Source organism: Curtobacterium sp. NPDC089991 (genome assembly GCF_044748425.1).
Taxonomy (GTDB): Bacteria; Actinomycetota; Actinomycetes; order Actinomycetales; family Microbacteriaceae; genus Curtobacterium.
Genome location: NZ_JBIVGB010000001.1, coordinates 979,998 through 995,844 on the forward strand (window position 1 = coordinate 979,998; position 15,847 = coordinate 995,844).

General features: G+C 72.2%; 13 protein-coding genes. 8 read left to right on the forward strand and 5 right to left on the reverse strand.

Features of this window, described 5'->3' with window-relative positions:
• Positions 1 to 58: 58 nt before the first annotated feature.
• From ACIPV1_RS04635 to ACIPV1_RS04645, 3 genes are read right to left on the reverse strand one after another with little or no spacing between them, the layout of a single operon-like run.
• Positions 59 to 499: a GNAT family N-acetyltransferase gene (locus ACIPV1_RS04635; protein WP_111086422.1), complete on the reverse strand. Its 441-nt coding sequence runs from the start codon at positions 497 to 499 to the stop codon at positions 59 to 61.
• Positions 500 to 550: 51 nt separating this feature from the next.
• Positions 551 to 793 carry a zf-HC2 domain-containing protein gene (locus tag ACIPV1_RS04640; protein WP_111086426.1) on the reverse strand — a complete coding sequence of 81 codons (243 nt, stop codon included), beginning with the start codon at positions 791 to 793 and terminating at the stop codon, positions 551 to 553.
• A complete protein-coding gene (locus tag ACIPV1_RS04645) occupies positions 790 to 1,557 on the reverse strand; it encodes a sigma-70 family RNA polymerase sigma factor (RefSeq protein WP_123294769.1) in 768 nt (255 codons plus the stop codon). The genes ACIPV1_RS04640 and ACIPV1_RS04645 overlap by 4 nt, the downstream gene beginning before the upstream one ends.
• 111 nt (positions 1,558 to 1,668) lie before the next feature.
• Between ACIPV1_RS04645 and aroA the strand changes: the two genes are divergently transcribed.
• From aroA to hisN, 4 genes are all read left to right on the forward strand, one after another.
• Positions 1,669 to 3,048, forward strand: coding sequence for a 3-phosphoshikimate 1-carboxyvinyltransferase (gene aroA, locus ACIPV1_RS04650; RefSeq protein ID WP_402725824.1), 1,380 nt, complete (start codon positions 1,669 to 1,671; stop codon positions 3,046 to 3,048).
• Between the two features lie 3 nt (positions 3,049 to 3,051).
• Positions 3,052 to 4,119 carry a ribosome small subunit-dependent GTPase A gene (gene rsgA, locus ACIPV1_RS04655; protein ID WP_402725825.1) on the forward strand — a complete coding sequence of 356 codons (1,068 nt, stop codon included), beginning with the start codon at positions 3,052 to 3,054 and terminating at the stop codon, positions 4,117 to 4,119.
• Between the two features lie 343 nt (positions 4,120 to 4,462).
• The gene (locus tag ACIPV1_RS04660) at positions 4,463 to 5,635 is read left to right on the forward strand and encodes a hypothetical protein (protein WP_402725826.1); all 1,173 of its coding nucleotides are present in this window, start codon (positions 4,463 to 4,465) and stop codon (positions 5,633 to 5,635) included.
• A gap of 18 nt (positions 5,636 to 5,653) precedes the next feature.
• Complete coding sequence (gene hisN / locus ACIPV1_RS04665; protein WP_123294773.1) at positions 5,654 to 6,436, forward strand: histidinol-phosphatase; 783 nt, start codon at positions 5,654 to 5,656, stop codon at positions 6,434 to 6,436.
• A gap of 59 nt (positions 6,437 to 6,495) precedes the next feature.
• Here the strand turns inward: hisN and ACIPV1_RS04670 are convergent, their stop codons facing one another.
• On the reverse strand, positions 6,496 to 7,998 hold the full coding sequence (locus ACIPV1_RS04670) for an MFS transporter (protein ID WP_402725827.1): 1,503 nt from the start codon (positions 7,996 to 7,998) through the stop codon (positions 6,496 to 6,498).
• Positions 7,999 to 8,485: 487 nt separating this feature from the next.
• On the opposite strand from ACIPV1_RS04670, the gene ACIPV1_RS04675 reads away from it, so the two are divergent.
• The 4 genes from ACIPV1_RS04675 (at position 8,486) to ACIPV1_RS04690 (ending at position 14,386) form a co-directional block, all read left to right on the forward strand.
• Positions 8,486 to 11,182 carry a LuxR C-terminal-related transcriptional regulator gene (locus tag ACIPV1_RS04675; RefSeq protein ID WP_402725828.1) on the forward strand — a complete coding sequence of 899 codons (2,697 nt, stop codon included), beginning with the start codon at positions 8,486 to 8,488 and terminating at the stop codon, positions 11,180 to 11,182.
• 412 nt (positions 11,183 to 11,594) lie between these two features.
• Positions 11,595 to 13,409, forward strand: coding sequence for a glutamine--fructose-6-phosphate transaminase (isomerizing) (gene glmS / locus ACIPV1_RS04680; RefSeq protein WP_123294776.1), 1,815 nt, complete (start codon positions 11,595 to 11,597; stop codon positions 13,407 to 13,409).
• Entirely contained in the window at positions 13,409 to 13,522 is a 114-nt protein-coding gene (locus tag ACIPV1_RS04685; RefSeq protein ID WP_240347339.1) for a Rax2 family protein, read from the forward strand. Before glmS ends, ACIPV1_RS04685 begins: the two co-directional genes overlap by 1 nt.
• A gap of 150 nt (positions 13,523 to 13,672) precedes the next feature.
• Positions 13,673 to 14,386: a M50 family metallopeptidase gene (locus ACIPV1_RS04690; protein WP_165900965.1), complete on the forward strand. Its 714-nt coding sequence runs from the start codon at positions 13,673 to 13,675 to the stop codon at positions 14,384 to 14,386.
• Positions 14,387 to 14,476: 90 nt separating this feature from the next.
• Here the strand turns inward: ACIPV1_RS04690 and ACIPV1_RS04695 are convergent, their stop codons facing one another.
• Entirely contained in the window at positions 14,477 to 15,745 is a 1,269-nt protein-coding gene (locus tag ACIPV1_RS04695) for an amidohydrolase family protein (RefSeq protein ID WP_402725829.1), read from the reverse strand.
• Positions 15,746 to 15,847 lie beyond the last annotated feature (102 nt).

The window sequence follows — 15,847 nt, forward strand, 5'->3', positions numbered from 1 at the left end:
GCGGGAGTCCGAGGGGCTCCTGCACGGGGCGCCTCGACGTTCGCGAGGAACGTGACGGCTACGCGATCTTCGTGTAGCGCACACCTGCGTCGTGGTACCCGCGCTTCTGGTAAAACCGGTGCGCGCTGTCCGTCGCGGCCGCACTGACGGCGCTCAGGCGACGCGCGCCCTGCTCGACGGCCCACGCTTCGAAGGTGCCGATGAGCGCCGAACCGGTGCCGAGCCTCCTGGCCGTGTCGTCGACCACCAGCAGCAGGAGCTGCGCCGTCGGCTCGTCGCTCGCGTACGCCCAGGTGACCTGCGCGCCCGCGACGGCGACCGGCCGTCCGTCGTCCCCACGCACCACCCAGGTGCGGTGTCCGGCCTCGGGCGTGAGCCGTTCGAGGCGTGCGCGCATCGCCGCGTCGTCGACCTCGTGGCCGAGCAGGCGGACGAGGGCAGCGACGTCGGAGACGTCCGTGTCGGACCAGGTGGTGATCGACTCGACGAGGAGGGTCATGTCCGTGACACTACCGACCCGACCCGTCGTGTGACGACGGAGCGGAGGACCTCAGTGGGTCGACTGCTCCAGCCGGATGCGCGCGAGGATCTCGCCACGCAGTTCTTCCGGAGCGGTCTCCTTGCACGCGCGGCGCACGGTCTCGATCAGGACGACGCCGACGCGGTGTTCGGTCGTGCAGTCCTCGCAGTCGTCCATGTGCTCACGGATGTCCGCCGCGTCCTCGCGGCAGAGCTCCCCGTGCAGGAACTCCTCGAGCTCGGCCTTCGCCTTGGAGCAGTCGCAGCCGCTCATCGTGCTTCCTTCCCATCGACGCGACCCTCGGTCGCGGCAGTCTTCCGGCCTCGTCCGCGCATCGTCGCCGTCGACGCTGCGTCCGGGACGATGCCGGTCTCACGGGCGTGGTCCGCCAGGAGCCCCCGGAGGAGCCGGCGACCACGGTGCAGACGGCTCATGACCGTCCCCACGGGGGTCTTCATGATGTCGGCGATCTCCTGGTACGAGAAGCCCTCGACATCGGCGAAGTACACGGCCATCCGGAAGTCCTCGGGGATGGCCTGCAGGGCGTCCTTGACGGCGGACGACGGCAGGTGGTCGATCGCGTCGGCCTCGGCGGACCGTGCGGAGATCGACTGGGTGACGCTCTCGGCGCCGCCGAGCTGCCAGTCCTCGAGCTCGTCGATGGTGCCCTGGTAGGGGTTCCGCTGGTTCTTGCGGTACGTGTTGATGAACGTGTTCGTCAGGATCCGGTACAGCCAGGCCTTCAGGTTCGTGCCCTGCTTGAACTGGCGGAACGCGGCGAACGCCTTGACGAAGGTCTCCTGCACCAGGTCCGAGGCGTCGGCCGGGTTGCGGGTCATCCGCATCGCCGCGCCGTACAGCTGGTCCATGAAGGGCAGTGCCTGGGTCTCGAAGAGGGCCCGGAGCTCGTCGGCCGACACGGTCTTGGCGTCGACGAAGGACTCGTCGTCCGCTTCTTCCGCCTCGACCGCGTCGAGCTGCTCCTCGGTCTCCTCGACCAGGTCGTGCGGTGCTGCCTGCGGCTCGTCGGTCGTCATCGCGGGCCAGTCTAGAGCGAGCGACGTGGACACGCCGGGCAGGCGCGTCCGCGAGGGTGCGAGTGCTGTCGCCAAGGGTCCTCCCGATCGTTTCAGTAGTCTTGTGAACCGATGGCAGACACGACGCATTCCCAGAGCGGTGCACAGGCCGCCGCGGACCCGGCCCCCTGGATCGCCCCGCTCGCGCGCGGTCCCCTGCGTGGCGACGTCGCGCTGCCCGGCTCGAAGTCGCTGACGAACCGCGAGCTCGTGCTCGCCGCCCTCGCCGACGGCCCCTCCGTCATCCGCCTGCCGCTGCACTCGCGCGACTCGGCGCTCATGATCGCGGCGCTCCGGCAGCTCGGCGTCGGGATCGACGAGGTCGAGCCGGCACCGGGCACGCAGCCGAACCCCTACGGGCCCGACCTCCGGATCACCCCGGCACCGATGCACGGCGACGTCCGCGTCGACTGCGGCCTCGCCGGCACCGTGATGCGGTTCCTGCCGCCGCTGGCCGCCCTGGCGGTCGGCCCGGTCGTCGTCGACGGCGACCCCTACGCCCGCAAGCGTCCGATGCACGCGATCATCGGGGCGCTCGTCGACCTGGGCGTCGACGTCACCGACGACGGCGACGGCTCGATGCCGTTCGCGTTCACCGGCACCGGTTCGGTGCGCGGTGGCGCCCTGTCGATCGACGCGTCGGCGTCGTCGCAGTTCGTGTCGGGCCTGCTGCTCTCCGCGCCCCGCTTCGACGAGGGCCTGCACCTCACCCACGTCGGGGAGCGCCTGCCGAGCCTGCCGCACATCGAGATGACCGTCGCCGCGCTCCGTGCCCGCGGCGTGACCGTCGACGAACCCGCGGTCGGCGAGTGGGTCGTCCACCCCGGTCCGATCGCCGCGCGCGACGTCACCATCGAGCCCGACCTGTCGAACGCCGCGCCGTTCGCGGTCGCCGCGCTCGTCGCGGGTGGCACGGTCCGCATCCGCACCTGGCCGCGCGAGACCACGCAGGTCGGCGCCGACCTCGAGACGCTCCTGCCCCTGTGGGGCGCGACCGTGGCCCGTGACGGCGACGACCTGGTCGTCGACGGCGGCGTCGGGATCCGGGGTGGGGCCTCCTTGCCGGGTCTCGACCTGGACCTCAGCCGCGGCGGCGAGCTCGCACCGGCGCTCGTCGCGCTGGCCGCGCTGGCCGGCGGGCCGACCGAGATCACCGGGATCGGCCACCTGCGTGGGCACGAGACGGACCGTCTCGCCGCGCTCGCGGCGGACGTGAACCGGTCGGGAGGCGCGGTGCACGAACTCGACGACGGCCTGCACATCGAGCCTGCCGCGCTCCACGGCGGCGACTGGGCCGCGTACGACGACCACCGGATGGCGACCGCTGGCGCCGTCGTGGGCCTCGTCGTCGACGGCGTCGCCGTCGACGACATCGGGTGCACGGCCAAGACGCTGCCGCAGTTCCCCGAGCTGTGGGCGGCGCTTGTCTCGACCGGGGACGCGGGGGCCTGACGCATGAGCTGGTGGGACGACGTCGACGGTGACGACTCCGACGCGGACGAACCGTACGGACAGTACGACGAGTCGAGCGTGCGGGTGCGTCCGAACCCGAAGGGCAACCGGCCCCGCACGAAGACCCGGCCGACGTACGACGACGCGCCCGTGGGGTGGGTCACGAACGTCGATCGTGGGCGGTTCGGCGTGCTGGTGGGGACGGGGTCCGGCTCCGATCCCGAGCACGTCATCACGGCGACGAAGGCGCGCGAGCTCGGCAAGAAGTCCGTCGTCACCGGCGACCACGTGTCGCTCGTCGGCGACGTCTCGGGTGACCCCGGATCACTGGCGCGCATCGTGAAGGTCGCTGAGCGCACCACGCTGCTCCGCCGCAGTGCCGACGACTCCGACGAGGTCGAGCGCGTCATCGTGGCGAACGCCGACCAGATGCTCATCGTCGTGGCGGCCGCCGACCCCGAGCCCCGCACCCGGCTCATCGACCGGTACCTGGTCGCCGCGTTCGACGCCGGGCTCGACCCGATCCTCTGCATCACGAAGACGGACCTCGCCGACCCGGCACCGTTCCTGGCGCACTTCGCCTGCCTCTCCTTGCGGATCGTGACGAGCCGGTCCGACGACGTCCCGTTCGAGGCCCTGCACGACCTGCTCGACGACAAGGTCACCGTGACCGTGGGGCACTCCGGGGTCGGCAAGTCGACGCTCGTGAACGCCCTGACCGGGTCGACGCGGGCGATCGGCGTCGTCAACTCGGTGACTGGTCGTGGGCGGCACACCTCGTCGTCGTCGATCGCGCTGCGGGTCCGTGACGGCGGGTGGATCATCGACACCCCCGGCGTGCGGTCGTTCGGCCTCGGGCACGTCGACCCCGCGAACGTGTTCCGCGCGTTCGCCTCGCACGCGATCCCGGTGCGCCCTGCGCGGGACGGCATCCCCCTGGCGCAGGCGCACGACTGGGAGATCGTCGACCGGGTGCAGGACGGCGAGCTCGGTGCCACCGGCGTCGAACGGCTCGACTCGTTCCGCGCACTCCTGACGGGCATGGGCGCCTCCGACCCCGGCCTGGAGTAGCCCGCGGCGCGCTCGCGCGTCGCGCCCGCCGGCGTGCGCCGATGGGTCACGAACTGTCGCCTGACAGAGCAGCATTCAACGGTTCGTGGCCGCTCGAGCTCCGACGCACGGCGTGTCGTGACCACTCCGGCGCCCCGTCCCGCCCCATCGAGGTTCCGAAATCTGCACATCTCGGCGGTGGTTCGGGCCGTTCTTGGAACCTCGGTGGACAGCGCGCGGCATGTTGTGGAACGTCGGCGGAGAGCGCTCGGGCGTGGCACCTCGTCCCACCGCGCCCGGCCCGACCGCACCCCCACCCAGCACGCGTCGACAAGTGTGCAGCAGTGTTGTACAGTGGACCCTCGTGTCTGAAGTTGCAAAGTACAACTTTGCGCCGACCCCCGCCGTCGACGCCCCGTCCTCGAGCACGACAACGACGTCGCACGCGCACCACTCCCCCACCCACAAGTCCTCCCGAGCACCGCGACCGCAGCGCACCGACAGCGTCCTGCGCCCGGCCGGCCTCGGACGGGTGCTCCTGACCTTCGCCACGCACATCCTCGTGCCGCTGTTCCTCGCCGCCGGCATGGGCCTCGCGTACCTCGGCGCCTTCCACGCCCCCGCGCCGAAGGAACTGCCGGTCGGCATCGTCGGGCAGTCCGCCGCGACCCAGGTGTTCGCACAGACCGTCACCGACGAGTCCGACGGTGCCCTCGTCGCCCACGTCGTCGCGTCGGCCAAGGACGCCGAGCGGCAGATCCGCGACCGCGACCTGGCCGCCGTGTACGCCCCGACCACCACGGGCGCGACGCTCTACGTGTCGACCGCGGCATCGGAGACGACCGCGAGCGCCGCACAGAAGGTCTTCCTGCCGATCGCGTACGAGCAGCACGTGCCGTTCCGGGTCGTCGACGTCGTCCCCACGGGCGAACAGGACAGCACCGGGCAGGGGCTGTTCTTCCTGCTCGTCGCCCTGAGCGTCGGCGGCTACGCATCGGCCATCGCCGTGGCGTCCGTCGCGACGAAGCTCCGCGCGGTGTGGACCGCGGTGGTCGGCCTCGCCACCGCCGGGGTCGTCGCCGGCATCGGGATCATCGTCGCCGGGCCGATCTACGGCGTCATCACCACGCACCACTGGCAGGTGTTCCTGTTCGCCTGGCTGTACGACGCGATCATCGTCGCGATCGGCGTCGGCCTGCACCCGGTCCTCGGGCGGTGGACGACGCCCGTGCTCACCATGCTGTTCGTGATGCTCAACTTCACGTCGTCCGGCGGCATCTTCCAGGCGTCGTTCGTGCCCGGGTTCTTCTCCGCGCTCCACTCCTTCTGGAGTGGCGCCGCGTGGCTGCAGGCGGCACAGGACCTGCAGTACTTCCCGGACGCCTCGCTCGGCCGGTCGTCCCTCGTGCTCGCGCTCTGGCTCGCAGCAGCCGTCCTGCTCTGCGTGGTCGTGCACGGCCTCGTCGCCCGCCGCACCCGCATCGCCCGCGAGCGTGAGGTCACCCGGCTCGAAGAGGAAGAGGTCGTCGCCGCGTAGCCCCGCTACGCTCGACCCGTGGACCTCAGCGCCGACCTGGACTTCGCCCGCTCGCTCGCCGACATCGCCGACACGATCAGCCTCGAGCGGTTCCGCGCCGCCGACCTGCACGTGTCGAAGAAGGCCGACAGCACGCACGTGACCGACGCCGACCAGGCCGTCGAACACGCCCTGCGCGAGCGGATCGCGACGGAACGCCCCGACGACGCGTTCCTCGGCGAGGAGACCACGGCGGACACCGGTGCCGAGGCGACCAGCGAGGGGCATCGTCAGTGGGTCATCGACCCGATCGACGGCACCGCGAACTACCTGCGCGGTGTGCCGGTGTGGGCGACGCTCATCGCCCTGGCGGTCGACGGCCGCCCCGTGCTCGGCGTCGTGAGCGCCCCCGCGCTCGGCAAGCGCTGGTGGGCGGCCGAGGGCCTCGGCGCGCACTCGTTCGACGGCGACCTCCGCGTCTCCGGTGTCGCGGACCTGTCCGATGCGAGCCTGAGCTACAACAGCATCCAGCAGTGGGACGACGACGACCGGCTCGAGTCCCTCGTCGACCTGTCCCGCAAGGTCTGGCGGACACGCGCCTACGGCGACATGTGGTCGTACATGCTGGTCGCCGAGGGGGTCATCGACATCGCGGGCGAACCCGACCTGAAGCCGTGGGACATCGCGGCCCTCGTGCCCATCGTGGAGGAAGCCGGCGGGCGCTTCAGTTCACTCGACGGCGACCCCGGGGCCTGGCACGGCAGTGCACTCGCAACGAACGGCCTGGTGCACGACGCCGTCGTCGAGGTCATCCGCCGCTAGCACGACCCCGAACGACACGCTCGACGTCGGATGACGTCGCGGGTGTCGTTCCGAGTCGATCAGGCAGCCGCAGCCGCGGCCTCACGCCGGGCAGCACGCCGCCGCACCACCAGGTCCCCCACCGCCAGCACGAGCGCGAGCGCCATCAGCGACACCGTGAACGTCGTGCCGCTCCGGAATGCGTCGTGGTACGCAGCGAGCCGACTCTCGCCGGAGCCGCCCGAGCCGCCGCCTGCAGCGGCACCCCGCACGATCCCGTAGAAGATGCTCGTCGCCACCGCGGTCCCGATCGCGGTCCCGACGCGCTGCCCGAGCTGCTGCATCGACCCGGCGACCCCGGACTGCTCCACGGGGATCTCGGCCAGGGTGAGCGTCTGGTTCGGCGACACCACGAACCCGCCGCCGAGGCCGCCGACCAGGAACGCCCCGGCCATCGCCCACGGCGTGACCTCCGGTGGGGTCAGCACCGCGGCGAGCATGAGGAGCACGAAGCCGACGACGACCATGAAGAGCCCGAAGACCACCAGGGCCCGTCCGACCCGGTCGACGATCCGTCCGCCGATGTAGGACCCCACGGCGCTCGTGGCCGCGAACGGGATGCTCACCATGCCGGCGAATAGCGGTGACAGCCCGAGCCCCTCCTGCAGGAACAGCGTCACCATCAGGAAAGACGCCGGGATCGCCGCGAAGTAGACGGCCACGATCGACAGCCCGTTGCGGTACGACGACAGCCGGAACAGCTCGAAGTGCACCACCGGCGACTTGCCCTGCTGCTTGTACCGGACCTCCCAGCGCACGAACAGGCCGAGGAACACGACGAAGGCGATCAGCCAGAGCCACCGGGCACCGGAGTCGCCGGCGCCCGTGGTGAGCACGAACGGCAGCATCAGCGTGATGATGGCGGCACCGAGCAGCAGGATGCCGACGATGTCCAGCTCGCGGTCCTTCGCCTGTCCCTGCACCCCCTTGGGCAGCAGCCGCATCGCGAAGAACAGCGCGACGAGCCCGAGCGGCACGTTCATCCAGAACAGCAGCCGCCACCCGTTCTCCTCACCGCCGATCGCGATGAGGCCACCGCCGATCGTCGGGCCGAGCGCCGTCGAGATGCCGATCATGGCGCCGAACAGCCCGAAGGCCCGTCCGCGCTCCGGGCCCCGGAACAACTGCTGCACGAGTCCGATCACCTGCGGCACCTGGGTGCCGGCGGCGAAGCCCTGCAGGATCCGCGTGACCATGAGCACCTCGATGGTCGGCGCCACGGCGCAGAGCAGGCTCGACACGGTGAACGCCACGAGCCCGATGATGAACAGGGCACGGCGGCTCTTCAGGTCGCCGAGCCGACCGGCGGGCACGAGGGCGAGGCCGAACGCCAGCGCGTACCCCGCCACGATGAGCTGCAGGGATGAACTGGTGGCGTCGAGGGACTTCTCGATCGACGGCAGCCCGACGTTGACCTTCGACAGGTCGAGGATCGTCAGGGCGGCCACCGCGACGCACACGGCGAAGGCCCTCCAACGCGTGCGGTCGTCGAGGCGGGCGTCGGTCGGGTCAGCGCTGGACATCACCATCGTTCGTACACCGACCGGCCTCCGGGCGGGCGAGACCCACCCCCCGGGTGGGTGACACCCCCTCGTCGTAGCCCCCCGGACTGGGGGCACCGTTGCCGGATACGCGGTGCGCGGGGCGGCTCAGATGGTCAGGACCTGAGTTATCGTGCTCGTACGGAAGGTCACGCAAGCACCTGGATTCCCTAGATCCGAGTGCACGTGCACGGCCTCCCGTGTTCGTCCGAAGACCCTAACCCGAGGGGTGATACAGACGATGACATCATCGTTCCCGAGCGGAACCGAGTGCACCCTCACTCGTCGACCGCATTCAATCCACGACAGCTCCGGCGCGCGCGCAGTCGCCGCCATCCGTCCGCACTCCGACACGGCCACCCACCGTGCAGCAGTCCGGTCCGCCTCACGGCGCCCCGTCGCAGCGCTCGCAGCGTTCGCCGACGACCTCTCCGCAGGATCCGCTTCCGGGCCCGGAGGCCGGTGAGTCATGGCACTCACCGGTCGACGTCTCGAGGTCGACCGGATCGCGACCCTCGCTGTACTCCCTCGGGAGTCCGCGATGGTCGTGGTCGGCGACCCTGGTTCCGGACGCAGCAGCGTCCTCGACGCGGTCTCGAACCGCGTTTCCCTCCCCGTCGTGCGGGTCGGTGTCAACGGGAGTGAATCCCGTTGGCCGCTGGCCGGCGTGACCTCCTTGTTCACCGCGCTCGACGACCCTCGTGCGACGGCCCACATCGCCCATCTCCTGCAGACGGGTGAGACGGCGGTCCCCGTGACCGCCGGACTGGCGGCGGCGCACGACTTCCTCGACGCCGTGCACGCCCTCACCCTGCCGCCGACGCTCGTGCTGATCGACGACCTCGACCGCATGGACGTCGAGAGCCAGGAGCTCATCGCGTTCCTCGCCGGCCGACTCGCAGGCACCGCCCTGCGCGTCGTGGCGACGGTCCGTTCGGTGCCGTCGGACGGTCCGCTCGCGGCCCTGCCGGCGCTCCGCATCGAGCCGCTGCCGTCCGACGAGGCACTCATCCTTGCCCGGACCATGGCACCGGAAGAAGCGAACGACGGCGTCCTCGCCGTCCTCGCCGCGGAGACCGGTGGCAACCCCGGCGCGCTCCGCGAACAACTCGCGGTGCTCAGCCGCGAGCAGCTCACCGGCGCGGAGCCGATCGTGCTCCCGCTCCGACCCACTCCGACGACCGAGGCCCTCGCAGCCCTCGCACTCGGGCCCGCCGCGGGACGAGATCTGGACGTCCTCGCGAAACTCGCCCTGGTGCCGGTCGCGAAGACCACGGCCTGGGACCGCGACGAGTTGGACGACCTGGTCGGAGCAGGCCTCGCCACCGTGCGGGGCCAGAGCGTGACGGTCCGCGACCCCCTGGTCCGGTCCGCGCTGTACTGGCGGATGCCCGCCCGTGACCGCCGCGCGGCGCACGCCGCGCTGGCCACGGCGAGCGCCGAGTCCGACCCGCGGGCAGCCGCGTGGCACCGGAGCTTCGTCGACGACGTCCCCGACGTGGTCGCGTTGCTCAGCGCCGCACGGTCCTACGTGGTGGACGGCAACGTGCACGCCGCGATCGCCCTCACCGAGCGTGCCCTGCACGTCGGTGGTGGCACCGAGGACGAGCTCGTCGCGCTGCTCGGGGTCGCTGAGGCCCTGCTCGGCAACCGGCTGCTCGGCTTCGCCGCGCGGTACCTCGCCGCGCTCCGTCCGTTCCGGACGACGGCGCACGAGGTCCGCCGGCTGCGCCTGCAGTACTCGGCGCAGTACCTCAGCGGCGACGCCGTGCACGCGGACGAACTCCTCGTGTCGGTGGACGCGACCGAGCCGGCCGACGTGGACGCGGTCGCCGGGCTGATGGCCATGGTCGCGTGCTTCCGTGCCGAGGCGTGGGAGCTCGACCAGGCGAAGGACCTGCTGCACCGCGTCGAGCCCCTCGAGGCGTCGGCGTCTCCGCACACGTTGGAGATCACGACGACCGCGCGGGAGCTCATCGCCGCGATCGACGGCACCCTGCCGTCGGACACCGACCTGCACGACGGACTCGCGACGTCGGTGCTGCTGGCGATGTCCGACCCGGCCCTGCTGCTGCTCGCCCACGCGCTGAGCATCGCCGAGCGGTACCGGAGCGCGCGACGGGTGTTCGCACTCGTCCTCGCCCGTGGCCCGCAGACGGCGCCGGTGTGGACCGAGGCAGCCCGCTACCTGACCGCCGAGAACGAGGTGCGCTCCGGGAACTTCCGGCAGGCGCTCCGCGCGATCGACGTGTGGGAGGCCGGTTCCTCGGTGGTCGAACGGCTCCGTGAGCCGTCGCGAGCCATCGCCATCGCCTGGCGGCACTTCGCCGAGGGGCGCTCCGCCGATGCCCTGGCGGTCGTGGACCGGTGCCTCGAGCACCGTTCGACGAGCCGCCTGTGGGGTGCGACGGCGAAGCTGCACGCGCTCCGCGGTCGGGTCCTGCTGCTCGATGGCCGACTGGAGGAGGCAGCCGCCGCACTCGAAGCGGCGGACGCCATCGGTCGGTCCCTGCGGAACCCCGCGGTGCTCCGGCACCTCGGCGACCTGGTCGAGGCGTACGCACGCCTCGGACGGATCGACGACGCCCGCACCATCACCGCGCGGCTCGCTGCGGACCACCACGCCCGACCGGGTCGCTGGGGTGCGCTCGTGCTGGCGAGGAGCCTCGCGCTCGTCGCCGACGACACCACCCGGGACACCGCCCGTCGCCGCGCGTTGGAGCTGTTCCAGCCGCACGACTCGCAGTTCGAGCGGGCACGGACGTTCGCGGCCCTCGCGACGGTCGGCAACCCCGCCGAGCGTCCGCGTCTCGGTGCGGCAGCAGCGGCGGCGTACGAGGCGGCCGGCATGCGCCGTCCCCTCGTCACCCCCGCACCGGCAGCGGCCATGCCGCCGTTCGGCACGGGTCCGTCGCTCCGGTCCGCACCGGTGCTGTCCGCGTCGATGCCGGGGACGCCCCGGAGCGCTCCGGACGCCTCCGCGGTGCTCACCTCGCTCACGGCCGAGGAGCGCGCCGTGGTGCAGAAGGTGACGGAGGGCTACCGCAACCGCGAGATCGCGTCGTCGCTGTTCATGTCGCAGCGCACGGTGGAGCTGCGGCTCACGCAGATCTACCGCAAGGTGGGCGCGCGGTCGCGCTCCCACCTGGTCGCGCTGCTCACCTAGTCGACGCGAGCACAAGGCGGACGGGAGGCCCGGTACCAGCTGGTACCGGGCCTCCCGTCCGCCTTTTCCCTTTCCAGGACGCGGCGCGCCTTGCGGGAGTCCGCACGCGACCGCACCGCGGCGTCCCCCGCACGCGGGGAACCGCAAGAGCAGCCGACGACTGTTGCCGTGGCGGCGTCGCCGGGTGAGGCTTCTCATGCACCGACCGCCGTGCCCCTCCCGAGGGGCCAGACCGCGGTACCCCGTCCGGTACCCGAACCTCGTGGCCCACCCACTCCGTCGTCCGTCCTCGCCTGATCCGAGGACGGGCGCCGGTCAGGACCGCGAGGGCCCGGACGCGCGGCAGACCCGACGGCGGTCGGTGCCGAACCCCGCTCCACTCCCCCACCCCGTTCCCCCGAAGGGACAGCCGATGTGCGGCATCATCGCGGCCCGCGTGTCTGACGACGCGACGCCCTACCTGCTCGACGGACTCGAACGACTCGAGTACCGCGGCTACGACTCCGCCGGCATCGCCGTCCGGACCGCCGCCGGACGCACCGAGACGATCCGCTCGGTCTCCCGCGTCGGGGACCTGCGCACGCTCGTCGCCGCCCGGTCCGGCGACGCCCTGACCGGCGTCGGCATCGGCCACACCCGCTGGGCCACGCACGGTGCCGTGCGCGAGGCGAACGCCCACCCGCACGCCGACTGCTCGCGCCGGATCAGCATCGTGCACAACGGCATCATCGAGAACGCCGACCGCCTGCGCGACATGCTCACGGCGCAGGGCCACCGGTTCCGCTCCGAGGTCGACTCCGAGGTCATCGCGCACCTCGTCGAGCGTGCCCTGGCCGTCGACCCGGACCTGATGCTCGCCGTGCAGATCGCGACCGCGCAGCTCGAGGGGTCGTGGGCGATCGTCGTCCTCGACGCCCGCGACGGCCGGATGGTCGTGGCCGCTGACCGTTCCCCGCTCGTCGTCGCCCGGTCCGCCCGCGGCGACTTCGTGGCGAGCGACATCGGTGCGATCGCCGAGTGGTGCGAGACCTTCGTGGCGCTCCGCGACGGTGACGTCGTCGAGCTCGGCGAGGCCTGGACCTGGTCGTCGAACGGGATCACCGTGCCCGTGCCGTTCCCCACCCCGTCGCCGTTCGCCGCCACCGCACTGGACCTCGGCGACCACCCCGACCACATGGCGAAGGAGATCGGCGAGCAGGCCGACGTCGTCAGCACGATCCTGGACCGCATCGCCCGCCGCACCGCGGACGGCAGCATGTGGGTCGGCCTCGGGCTGCCCGCCTTCCAGCGCCTGGCGATCGTCGCCTGCGGCACCTCGCTCAACGCCGGCCAGGTGATCGCCACCGCGCTGCGCGGCATCGGCGGCGTCCCCACCGACATCGTCGTCGCCAGCGAGGCCGACCAGGCCGTCCTCGGCCCCGACACCCTGGTCGTCGCGATCAGCCAGTCCGGCGAGACCGCCGACGTCCTCCGCGCGCTCGACCGCTTCGAGGACCGCCACCCGGTGCTCGCGCTCACGAACAACATGCACTCCTCGCTGGCCCGTCGCGCCGACGCCGTGCTCGACTGCCACGCCGGTCCGGAGATCGGCGTCGCCGCGACGAAGACGTTCACCGCGCAGGTCGTCGTCGGAGTCGCCGCGGTGATCTCCGCGCTCGTGGCGTCCGGCCGCATCGAGGTCGCACGTGCCCACGCGCTCGTCGACGAACTGCTCGACCTGCCGGCACGCATCGAGCACGCCACGCAGGTGTCCGCCGACCGGATGCCGCTCCTGGTGTCGAGCGTGAAGGAGGCCACCGGCTTCCTGTTCCTCGGCCGCGGTGCGGGCCTGCCGTACGCCGCCGAGGGCGCACTCAAGCTCAAGGAGCTCAGCTACCGCTGGGCCGAGGCGTACCCCGCGGGCGAGCTGAAGCACGGCCCGCTCGCCCTCGTCGACGAGGGCACCCCCGTCGTCGTGATCGACCACGGCGAGCCGAAGATCCAGTCGGCGATCGCCGAGGTCCGGGCCCGCGGCGGGTTCGTCATCACCATCGGCGGCGAAGGCTCCGACATCCCGGCGCTCGGCAGCCGCGGCACCGGCGGACTCGCCTGGGGCGCCATGGCGGCGCCCTGGGGTCCGCTCGAGGCCGTCGTGCCGCTGCAGATGCTCGCCCGCGAACTCGCGCTGCAGCTCGGCTGCGACGTCGACAAGCCGCGCAACCTGGCGAAGTCGGTGACGGTCGAGTGATGCGCGGTCGGATGAACCACCTGACGACGTTCCTGGTCGTGCTCACGGCGTTCGCGATCGCCATGACGACGGTGCTCGTCGTCGTGGTGGCCGGGCCGACCGTCCTGGGCTGACCGGCGCGCGCGGGCCGGGCGGGCCGGGCGGGCCGGGCGTCGACTCGGATCGACGTTCTCGATGTCGTACGACGTCGAGGATGTCGTTCCACATCGTCCTCGCCGCCGGGTCTCGGGCAGTTCGCGGGACACGGCTGCGATGCTGGTCCCTTGACCACCGCAGCCCCGCCCCTCGTGTTCGTCGCGCTCGTCGTCGGCGCGCTCCTGCCGTTCCTGCCGCTCGTCGGACGGGTCGCCCGGATCGCCGCGACCATCGCCCACGAGGTCGGGCACTGCATCGTCGTCGTCCCGTTCGGCGGCCGCATCCAGCGCATCGACCTGCACCCGGACGGCTCCGGCGAGGCCTGGGTCCAGCTCGGCCGGGTCCCCGGCGGCATCCGCTGGCTCGTCCGGATCCTCAACCTCTACGCCGGGTACAGCGCGCCGCTCTGGGCCGGGGTGCTGCTGGTGACCGGGGTGCTGCACGGCTCGCGGTGGCTCCCCGTCGCCGTGCTCGGTGTGATCGGGCTCGTGGCGCTGGTGTTCGTGCGGAACTGGTTCGGGCTGCTCGTCGTGCTCGGCTTCGACGTCCTGGCGCTGTGGGTGGCACTGCGTCCGTCCGAGACCACGGTGCTCGTGGTCGCCGCGGTCGGGGCGTTCTTCGTCGTCGACGGACTGCGGTCCGTCGTGCAGGTCGCACGGTGGCTGCTCACCGGCGCCCGCGTGCAGACAGACTTCCACATCGCCGCAGCCGAGATGCGCGTGCCGGCGGGAGTCTGGTTCGTGCTGTTCGTGCTGGTGAACGGCCTCGCGGTGTGGCTCGCGCGGGTCCCGTTGCTCGAGGTCTGGGACACCGTGGTGGCGGGCGTGCGCGCACTCTTCTGACGGTGCCAGACCCTGCTCGCACCACGTCCGCGACGATCCACGCGGTGATCGACTGGTGCAATGACGCAGAACGGGTGCGCAGCCCCGCGCTTACTCCCAGGGGCGCTGCGCGAGCTCGGCGGGGTCGAACACCCGGCCGCCGCCGGCGACGAGCGACCGCGGCACCCGCCGCACCAGGGCGTCCATCGGGTTCTCGGCGTCGAGCAGCACCACGTCGGCACGCGCCCCCGCCACGAGGTCGTGCGCCTCGTCGGTGACGAACCGGGCACCGTCGCGCGTGGCGAGCTCCACCACGCGGGTCAGGTCCTCGTCCCGCACCACACCGCCGGCCCGCGCGTACTGCCACGCGATGCCGAGCAGGTCGCCGTCGCCGTAGGGGCTCCACAGGTCACGGATGCCGTCGGTGCCGAAGCCGAACCGCACGCCGGCCTCGTCGAACTCGTGCAGGGGAAGCTGCCGCATCCGCACCGGGGCGACGGTGGTCATCGTGACGCCGAGCGACGCCATCCGGGCGAGCAGGTCGCGGCGACGCACGGGATCGACGTCGACGATCGCGAACCCGTGGGCGATGTTGACCCTGCCCGGTGCGATGCCGAGCCGCTCCACCCGGTCGAGCACCAGGTCGAACGCGAACGCACCGAGCTCGGCGGGCTCGTGCAGGTGGATGTCGATGCCGCACCCGGTGTCGGCGGCGATGGCGAACAGGCCGTCGAGCTGTCCGACCGGGTCGCGGTCGATGAGCGACGGGTCGAGCCCGCCGATGTGGTCGGCTCCGGCCGTCGCCGCCTGCCGCAGCAGGTCGAGCACACCGGGCCGCCGCAGCACGCCGTCCTGCGGGAACGCGACGATCGACACCTCGACCGCACCGTCGAGCGCGTCGGCCGCCGCACGCACGGCCTCGATCCCCCGCAGCCCGACGCCGGGGTCGACGTCGACGTGTGTGCGGACCCGGGTGGTGCCGGTGCGCAGCCCTTCGCGCAGCACCCGGGTGGCGACGGGTTCGCTCGGGATCCCGAGGGCGTCACGCCGAGCTCGTTCGTGCGCGATGCGCCCCTGCGTGCCGGGCTCGCCGCCGTACGACTCCCACTCGTGCCCCCACCAGCTCTTGTCGACGTGGGCGTGCGTGTTGACGAACCCCGGCAGCGCGAGCTGGCCGCGCCCGTCGACGACCCGAGCACCAGCACCGGCACCGGCACCGGCACCGCCACTGGCACTGGCACTGGCACCGCCCGCGACGCCGTCGCCCGCTCCGGTCGCGGTGACCGAGACGATGCGGCCGTCCGCCACCCGGATGTCCGACCGTGCACCACCCCACGGACGGACATCGCGGATGATCAGGGTCGCTTCGTCGGTCGCCATGCCCCCATCGTGGCAGTCGCCGGGGCGCCGCCGCGACCCCACCGCACCCCGGTTCCGCGTAACGGAACGCCGCAATCGCCTGTCCACGCAGCGAAGGCTGCG